Consider the following 8,338-nt stretch of genomic DNA (forward strand, 5'->3'; position numbering starts at 1 on the left):
TTAAATAATAGACATACATTATGAAACCTGTTGCCTCCTTTCTCTTCGTCTGCTGGCTGCTCTGCCTGCTCGCCTCTTGTGAATCTCACTTCCTGACCGACGAATCCTACCGCTCGCGCGTTGCAGCCGACCTGCAACAGAAGCAAGCGATGCTTCGTCAGGACGCCCTCTTCGCCCCGTTGGCGGACAAGTCTCTGACCACCTACGAGCGCGAAGCCCTCTCGTTCCTCTACGCCTACATGCCCTTGGCAGACATCACCGACTACTCCCCGCAGTTCCACCTGACAAACATCCGCGCCTCCCGCCGTGCTGCCGAAGAGATGCCCTGGGGAAAGACCATTCCCGAAATCCTCTTCCGCCACTTCGTGCTCCCCGCGCGGGTGAACAACGAACCTCTCGACAGCGCACGCGTCGTCTTCTATCGTGAACTGAAAGACCGCGTACGTACCCTTTCCCTCTACGACGCCATCCTCGAGGTTAACCACTGGTGTCATGAGAAAGCCGTCTATACCCCCTCCGATGCTCGCACCAGCTCGCCCCTTGCCACCGTCCGCACTGCCTACGGCCGCTGTGGCGAAGAGTCCACCCTGCTCGTTGCCGCCCTCCGCTCCGTCGGCATTCCGGCGCGTCAGGTCTACACTCCCCGATGGGCGCATACTGACGACAACCACGCCTGGGTAGAAGCCTGGGCGGATGGTCAGTGGTACTTCCTCGGTGCCTGTGAACCCGAACCCGTCCTGAACCTTGGCTGGTTCAACGCCCCCGCCAGCCGCGGCATGCTGATGCACACCAAAGTCTTCGGCCGCTACGAAGGCACGGAAGAAGTCATGTCCGTCACCCCCAACTATACCGAAATCAACGTAATCAGCAACTACGCCCCCACCGCCCAAGCCACAGTGACCGTCACCGACCTCCAGGGCCGTCCCGTCGCCGGCGCACAAGTCGACTTCAAGCTCTACAACTACGCCGAGTTCTACACCGTCGCTTCCAAGCAGACCGCCGCCGATGGTACCTGCTCACTCACCGCCGGCTGTGGCGACATGCTCGTGTGGGCATCCAAGGATGGCAGCTTCGGTTTCTCCAAGCTTTCCTTCGGCAAGCAGACCGATCTGCGCATCGTCTTGGACAAAACTCCTGCTTCCGCCTATACTCTCGACCTCGACGTCGTTCCCCCAGTCGAAAGCGCCGAATTGCCTCCCGTCACCGCCGAACAGCGTGCCGAAAACTCCCGCCGCCTTGCGCAGGAAGACTCCATCCGCAACGCCTACGTCTCTACATTCCCCTCGCCCGACGCAGCCCGTCGCCTTGCCACGCAATATGAACTGGATGCCGACATCGTCTCGAAACTGCTTGTTGCCTCCCGCGGCAACCACCGTGTGATTGCTGACTTCCTCTCCCGCCTGCGCTCCAAAGCCTCGAAGAAGACCGGCATCCACCTGCTGCAACAACTTTCCGCCAAAGACCTGCGCGATGTCACCCTCGACGTGTTGCTGGAAAACATGCTCTCCCACGTGCGCACCACCAACGCTGTCCACTACCGCAAGTATGTGCTCAACCCGCGCGTGAGCCACGAACAGCTCACCCCCTACAAGACCTTCTTCAGCCAAGCCATCTCCAAGGAAGACGAACAAGCCTACCTTGCCGACCCCTTCCGCCTTGCCGCATGGGTCTCCACGAACATCCGCGTCGAGAAAGACTGCAACCTAGGCGCCCCTGCCATCTCTCCCGCCGGTGTCTGGCAGGCACGCGTGGCGGATGCCCACAGCCGCGACATCTTCTTTGTGTCAATAGCACGCAGCCTGGGCATTCCGGCACGCATTGACGAAGTGACCGGTAAGGTGCAACTGATCACAGACGAAGGCGCCGTGGATGTGGAGTTGGACTCCGTTTCTGATTCAACTCCTGTCTCCGGTGCTGTTTCCGATATCTCTTCTGCCTCTCATTCCACGAAGAAACCGCTCCCGAAGAACGGCAAACTTATAGCCGGATACCGTCCCATCAAAGCATTGGACAATCCGAAATATTATTCCCACTTCACGATATCCAAAATCACCCCCCAAGGATGCCTGCAACTGCTCAACTATGACGAAGGCGATGCCGACATGGGTAGCGGTACCACGTGGAACAGCCTCCTGAAAGAAGGAACTGCACTGGATGCTGGAAACTATCTGCTTGTCACCGGTACGCGCCTTGCCAGCGGTGCAGTGCTCTCCCGCGTCTCCTCCTTCACCATCGAACCGCAGAAGACAACGAAAACCGACTTGGTGATGCGCAAGAGCAAAGACGATGTGCAAGTCATCGGAACCTTCAATTCCGAATCCCTTTTCGTCCCGACAATGGGTAGGGGAGGCGCTTCCCCCCGTCAAAGCCTCCTGCAAGCCTGCGGCCGCGGTTACTTTGTGGTCGGTATACTGGGCGTCAATCAAGAACCCACCAACCATGCCTTGCGCGATATTGCCGCCTACAAGGCAGAGCTGGAGCAATGGGGGCGTCCGCTCGTACTGCTTTTCCCCGATGAGGCTCAGGCAGGGAAGTTCGTCAAAGAATCCTTCCCCGACATGCCCTCCACCATCATATATGGTATAGATACGGACAACATCGCAGCCCAGATAGCCGATGCCATGAAATTGAAGAACAAGAGCAGTCTGCCCATCTTCATCATCGCCGATACGTTCAATCGCGTGGTGTTCGTCTCACAAGGATATACCATTGGTCTGGGCGAACAACTGATGAAGACTGTAAATGGATTGTAAGGTCATATATCCTTTAATAAAAAATGATCCTGTCAGCAAAGCCTAAGTGTCTCTAACCCATTATCTTTGCCTCAAATAACGATTGATATGGAACAACTGAATTATTCGACTGCTCGAACGTCCTGATAGCGATCTTTTTCACCGACGACTGCGGCTGTGCCCACGAGAATCGGGAACATACGCTTATCTATCTCTGTTCCGGCGAACTTGAAATCGAAGAACGCGGCAGGAAGACGATATTACATCCGGGAGAGTGCGCCTTCATGCGGCGCGACAACCGGATGTGGTTGCAGAAACATGCCGACAAGGAGTATCCCTACCGCTCCATCGTACTGAAGTTTACGAAATCCTTTCTGCGTGAGTTCTACCAGACACTCCACAGAAAGGATATTCCCACAGAATCGAAACGGGAGAAAGCAAGTCTTCGCGTCTTGCCACACGACCGCCCCGATATCCGCAGCCTGTTCGAGTCGGTGATTCCCTATTTCGATGCGGGAGTACAACCGTCCGACGAGGTGCTGAAGTTGAAAATGATAGAGGGAACTTATGTCCTGCTCAACACGGACAGGACCCTCTACGCCTCCCTGTTCGATTTTGTCGACCCTACAAACGATAACCGTCAGACCTTGCCACGTTTCCAGCCGGAGGCGATACGTGCCAATACGCGTATCGTGAACGTGCTACAACAATTCGGTCGCACTCACGGTATGACCTCGGCACAGGTAACTCTTGGCTGGTTGTTGCAGAAAGCCCCGTGGATTGTTCCGATTCCCGGTACAACCAAATTCTCTCATCTGGAAGAGAACCTACGCACGCTTGATTTTACTCTTACCGTTGAAGAGTGGCACGAGCTCGAAACGGCAGTTGCCGCCATTCCTGTCGTAGGCGATCGTTACAATGCCGAACAGCAGCGACAGGTAGGACGTTGATATTCAGTAAAAGGGGTAATTCTATCTGTAATCTGTCTACCATTCAGGTTCTAAGGTAACCTTATCTTTGCATCGTTATTTAAAATAAGCACCAAAGAAATATGAAACCTTACATTATCAGTCACATGATGACCTCGGTCGATGGTCGTATCGACTGTCCGATGGTCAGTCAGTTGAGCACAAACGAATATTATATTGCTTTAGAAAAGCTTGGACTTTGTTCTAAACTTTCCGGACGTGTTACCACTGCCCTTGAATGTACTGCTGTAAAAGAAGAGACTATGCCAGAAGCAGGTGTGCCCATCGGATACGAGTCCATATACATTGCCCGTCAGTCGGAAGAATATACCATTGTCGTCGATACTTATGGAAAGCTGCATTGGCAGTCTGATGAAGCAGACGGGTATCCGATACTCTGTATCGTTAGTGAGCAAGTCAGCGAAAGCTATTTAGAGAAACTTCGTTTGCAGGGTATCTCATGGATTGCAACAGGCAAAGAACGCATCGACTTGTCTAAGGCGATGGAATTGCTTTATGAACATTTTGGCGTAAAACGTTTGGCAATCGTTGGTGGGGGACATATTTGTGGCGGATTCGCCGAAGCCGGACTGTTGGATGAAGTGAGCGTGATGGTAGCTCCCGGTATCGATGGACGAGAGGGGCAGACTGCCATGTTCGACGGCATAAAAAAGGCCGATTGTAATCCTTATAGATTGAAATTGGAAAGTGTGGAAAAATGGGACACGGATATTGTTTGGTTACGCTATAGCGTGAAAAAATAAAGTACATGATTATGAATATTATTATGGATATGAATAAACTCGCGTTTGTTATGCTATTAAGTATTTCAGGTATGATGACTTCATGCATGGCAGACCATAAAAAAACTACAGATATGAAAACTATCGAATTGACGCAGGAATGGGATAAGACTTTCCCTCAAAGTGATAAGGTGGAACACAGTAAAATCACTTTCCATAACCGTTACGGCATCACACTTGCCGCCGATCTTTACAAACCGAAAAACGTGCAAGGAGCCTTAGCCGCCATAGCCGTAAGCGGACCTTATGGGGCTGTTAAGGAACAGGTATCAGGACGCTATGCTCAGACGCTTGCCGAACGTGGTTTTCTGACCATAGCCTTCGATCCTTCGTTCTATGGCGAGAGTGGCGGAGAGCCGCGCAACCTGACATCACCGGAAATCAGTACGGAGGATTTCAGTGCGGCAGTCGATTACTTACTCACACGTACCGATGTGGATGCAGAACGTATCGGGATTCTTGGTGTTTGCGGTTGGGGCGGTTTCGCCTTGAATGCCGCAGCCAACGACACGCGTATCAAAGTTACAGTGGCTTCCACCATGTATGATATGAGCCGTGTAAATGCCAACGGATACTTCGATGCCAATGACAACATAGACGCGCGCTACAAACTTCGTCAGGTTCTCAATGAGCAGCGTACGAAAGATTACCGAAACGGTAGCTACGAGCGCGACGGCGGCGTGGTGGAGACTGTGACTGACGATATGCCTCTCTTTGTCATGCAATATCACGATTATTATAAAACGGAACGTGGTTATCACCGCCGCTCACCTAACTCCAACGGAGGTATCAATAAAACTGCGGTACTCTCCTTCATCAACATGCCCTTGCTTACCTATATCGGTGAGATACGCAGTGCCGTACTTCTGGTGTATGGAGAGAACGCCCATTCACGCTATTTCAGCGAGGATGCCTATAAGCAGCTGACAGGTGATAACAAGGAATTGCTGATTGTCTCTGGAGCGAATCACACCGACCTTTATGACAACCTCGATATGATTCCGTTCGATAGGATAAGTGACTTTTTTAACGAAAATCTTCAATAACTTCATTCAATAAGGAATCATGAACAGAATTATTTTAATCTCACTATTTAGTATTTTAACATTCAATATTATGGCACAAGAAAAGATTGTACAAACAGCCGGGCGCGACCAGTTAGGCGAATTCGCACCCAAATTTGCGGAACTTAACGATGATATTCTTTTTGGTGAAGTGTGGAGCCGTACTGATAAACTTGGTCTTCGTGACCGCAGTTTGGTGACAATTACCTCACTCATCAGCCAGGGCATCACCGACAGTTCACTGGGCTTTCATCTTCAGGAAGCGAAGAAAAACGGTATTACCCGTACTGAAATTGCTGAAATTATCACGCATATCGGGTTTTATGCGGGGTGGCCGAAAGCATGGGCAGCATTCCGTCTGGCCAAAGACGTGTGGGCGGAAGATACAAATAGCGAGGATGCCAAAGCGGCATTTCAGCGCGAGATGATTTTTCCTATCGGTGAACCGAACACGGCGTATGCCAAATATTTTATCGGAAATAGCTATTTTGCCCGCATTTCATCGGAACAAGTTGCTATTGCTAATGTCACGTTCGAGCCTCGTTGCCGCAACAACTGGCACATTCATCGTGCAACAAAGGGTGGCGGGCAGATGCTTATTGGTGTAGCTGGCCGTGGTTGGTATCAGGAGGAAGGTAAACCGGCGGTGGAGATTCTTCCCGGTACGGTCATTCATATTCCCGCAGGTGTGAAACACTGGCATGGTGCAGCGGCCGATAGTTGGTTTGCACATCTCGCATTTGAGGTTTCTGGAGAAAAAACATCCAATGAATGGCTCGAACCAGTGGCTGATGAAGAGTACGATAAACTGAAATAGACTGTATGTCGGAGGTAATCCTTGGAACAATATAGATTGATTCTTTTAGTAAATACGTTGTGAAACATTACTTCTATCTTTATAGAAAATGAATATGAAAAAGTTTTTGTATTTTCTTTTTGTTATGTCCATTGTAATGGGATTGAACGCCTGTTCTCCTGATGACGATTCTGTAAATACTCCTCCGATGGAACTCCCTGAAAATTCGGATGAGCTGGGGCAACATACTATTATTGTGGCGGTTCCACTTTGGTGGAGCAATATGGCGGCTCCGTTGCAAATTTTCTTGTTCAATCATGGTGTGGAGATGGCAGGTAAGCGGATTGGTTTGATTGTATCAAGTGCGAGTAGCGGCATCAGTAATGTAGAGTTGGATGCCAAACGGTTAATTCCCAATGGAATTTTCCTGACTCCGAGTTTTTGGATTCGTTCTTCCTAAACCTCTGATGGCCACTTGATGATAACGGAATGGTTGAAAGAAATAGGTTATACGAAATAATAAGTTATATGGAATAAAAAGTTGTGATATGAAAAATATGTTTATGTTTTTGATGTTGTTTGTTCCGGTGGTAGCTTTTGTGGGATATAGTAATGGAGACAATGAAATGTGGATGAAAATATCCGATACGCCTGATAATCCGGTAAAAGACGACAATAACGAATTGGAAAGAGGGATGTCTACTCAATCGAGCCGATGAGAAAATTATCCGTACTTGGATCAATAAGTTAGGATATTAAAGATCATTTTATAAATTCCGTACGGAAACTGTCGGCATCTCTTTTCGTCATTTTGATAATAATGATAGAGAAGATGATGCCGACAAAATCATGTCTATGCTATTCCTATCAGTTCTATTTCGAATATCAGTGTCGAACCTCCGGGGATGCCCGGTTGTGAGAACTTACCGTATCCCATTTCGGCGGGAATATAAATCTCCCATTTGTCTCCGATGCACATTTGCTGCATGGTGATAATCCAGCCCTCGATCAGTTCGTTTAACCGGAAAGCGATAGGTGTTCCGCCCCGACTACTGTCAAACTTCTTGCCATTGATGGTCCATCCGGTATAGTGGGCGGTGACGATACTTCGTGGAGTAGGGTGCTTCCCGTCATTTTTCCCTTCGCTTATCACTTTGTAATAAATCCCTTTCGGAAGAGCCTTTACGTCCTCTTCCTTTGCCTTAGCTGCCAACCAGTCCTTGTTGGCTTGTATGTAATCTTGTTTACTCATAAATAGATGTTGTTTAGATGGATATGTATACGCCTACTGAAGTTAGGGTGGGCAAAGGTATGAAGTTTTTTATTGATAATCAAATGAGGAGGATATGACTGTTTCTCAAGAAAACATCTTGATTGTTTACTTTTGTGAGAAAGAACCTTATACGTTACTACGGAATTAATAAAATCGTATCTATCCCTCTATCGTTTCATTGAAAACACTTATCTTTGTTGAGTTAGATTATGAACCTGAATAAAAAACTTCTTGAAGAGTATTTAAACAGGTTTTAATATGTATATAACTGATTTGAACCAATAATAGAATAAGAAGACTATGTACGAATGGGCTAATGAAATGAACTGTGCCGTAACCGTGTGCGACACGGAAGGAATCATCCTGTATATGAACGAAAAAGCATGCCGCACGTTTGCCAAACACGGCGACCTGATAGGCAAGAACCTCTTCGACTGCCACAATCCCCAGTCGCAGGCAAAGATACGCGAACTGCTGGAGACGGGCGGTGTGAATGCTTATACCATCGAGAAGAACGGCGTCCGGAAAATGATTTATCAGACGGCATGGAAACAGGACGGAGTAGTCCGCGGGTTGGTAGAGATTTCGATGGAGATATCCGAAGAGATGCCGCACTATATAAGATAATTTAAGTTTCGCAAGCTCAATTGTAACTATTCAGCGAGAACAAAGGATACGAAGAATTAGCCCGTCAGTTTAGAC

At 48.9% G+C, this 8,338-nt stretch carries 9 protein-coding genes; 8 read left to right on the top strand and 1 reads right to left on the bottom strand.

The genetic code is table 11. The features are described from left to right. The first annotated feature begins 20 nt into the window (after positions 1-20). The 7 genes from QZ323_RS11510 to QZ323_RS11545 all read left to right on the top strand — a co-directional run bounded on the left by QZ323_RS11510 (position 21) and on the right by QZ323_RS11545 (position 7,082). Entirely contained in the window at positions 21-2,753 is a 2,733-nt protein-coding gene (locus tag QZ323_RS11510; RefSeq protein WP_294634841.1) for a transglutaminase domain-containing protein, read from the top strand. A gap of 122 nt (positions 2,754-2,875) precedes the next feature. Beyond that, positions 2,876-3,682, top strand: coding sequence for an aldo/keto reductase (locus tag QZ323_RS14465; protein ID WP_363175062.1), 807 nt, complete (start codon positions 2,876-2,878; stop codon positions 3,680-3,682). A gap of 101 nt (positions 3,683-3,783) precedes the next feature. Beyond that, on the top strand, positions 3,784-4,464 hold the full coding sequence (locus tag QZ323_RS11525; RefSeq protein WP_294634842.1) for a dihydrofolate reductase family protein: 681 nt from the start codon (positions 3,784-3,786) through the stop codon (positions 4,462-4,464). 71 nt (positions 4,465-4,535) lie between these two features. Then, on the top strand, positions 4,536-5,549 hold the full coding sequence (locus QZ323_RS11530; RefSeq protein ID WP_294634848.1) for an alpha/beta hydrolase: 1,014 nt from the start codon (positions 4,536-4,538) through the stop codon (positions 5,547-5,549). Positions 5,550-5,568: 19 nt separating this feature from the next. Next, entirely contained in the window at positions 5,569-6,384 is an 816-nt protein-coding gene (locus tag QZ323_RS11535) for a carboxymuconolactone decarboxylase family protein (protein ID WP_294634843.1), read from the top strand. 94 nt (positions 6,385-6,478) lie between these two features. Further along, positions 6,479-6,823, top strand: a complete 345-nt coding sequence (locus QZ323_RS11540) for a hypothetical protein (RefSeq protein WP_294634844.1) — start codon at positions 6,479-6,481, stop codon at positions 6,821-6,823. Positions 6,824-6,911: 88 nt separating this feature from the next. After that, the gene (locus QZ323_RS11545) at positions 6,912-7,082 is read left to right on the top strand and encodes a hypothetical protein (protein ID WP_294634845.1); all 171 of its coding nucleotides are present in this window, start codon (positions 6,912-6,914) and stop codon (positions 7,080-7,082) included. Positions 7,083-7,216: 134 nt separating this feature from the next. Here QZ323_RS11545 and QZ323_RS11550 read toward each other — a convergent pair whose 3' ends face one another. Then, positions 7,217-7,615, bottom strand: coding sequence for an FKBP-type peptidyl-prolyl cis-trans isomerase (locus QZ323_RS11550; protein WP_294634846.1), 399 nt, complete (start codon positions 7,613-7,615; stop codon positions 7,217-7,219). A 321-nt stretch (positions 7,616-7,936) separates the two neighbouring features. Between QZ323_RS11550 and QZ323_RS11555 the strand changes: the two genes are divergently transcribed. Next, positions 7,937-8,263 carry a PAS domain-containing protein gene (locus QZ323_RS11555; RefSeq protein ID WP_294634847.1) on the top strand — a complete coding sequence of 109 codons (327 nt, stop codon included), beginning with the start codon at positions 7,937-7,939 and terminating at the stop codon, positions 8,261-8,263. Positions 8,264-8,338 lie beyond the last annotated feature (75 nt).

This window comes from uncultured Bacteroides sp. (assembly GCF_910585845.1).
GTDB lineage: Bacteria > Bacteroidota > Bacteroidia > Bacteroidales > Bacteroidaceae > Bacteroides.

Excerpts from the sequence above, each read along its gene's own strand:
- QZ323_RS11530 (WP_294634848.1), top strand. The coding sequence starts at position 4,536 with ATGATGACTTCATGCATGGCAGACCATAAAAAAACTACAGATATGAAA.
- QZ323_RS11535 (WP_294634843.1), top strand. The coding sequence starts at position 5,569 with ATGAACAGAATTATTTTAATCTCACTATTTAGTATTTTAACATTCAAT.
- QZ323_RS11525 (WP_294634842.1), top strand. The coding sequence starts at position 3,784 with ATGAAACCTTACATTATCAGTCACATGATGACCTCGGTCGATGGTCGT.
- QZ323_RS11540 (WP_294634844.1), top strand. The coding sequence starts at position 6,479 with ATGAAAAAGTTTTTGTATTTTCTTTTTGTTATGTCCATTGTAATGGGA.
- QZ323_RS11545 (WP_294634845.1), top strand. The coding sequence starts at position 6,912 with ATGAAAAATATGTTTATGTTTTTGATGTTGTTTGTTCCGGTGGTAGCT.
- QZ323_RS11555 (WP_294634847.1), top strand. The coding sequence starts at position 7,937 with ATGTACGAATGGGCTAATGAAATGAACTGTGCCGTAACCGTGTGCGAC.
- QZ323_RS11550 (WP_294634846.1), bottom strand. The coding sequence starts at position 7,615 with ATGAGTAAACAAGATTACATACAAGCCAACAAGGACTGGTTGGCAGCT.
- QZ323_RS11510 (WP_294634841.1), top strand. The coding sequence starts at position 21 with ATGAAACCTGTTGCCTCCTTTCTCTTCGTCTGCTGGCTGCTCTGCCTG.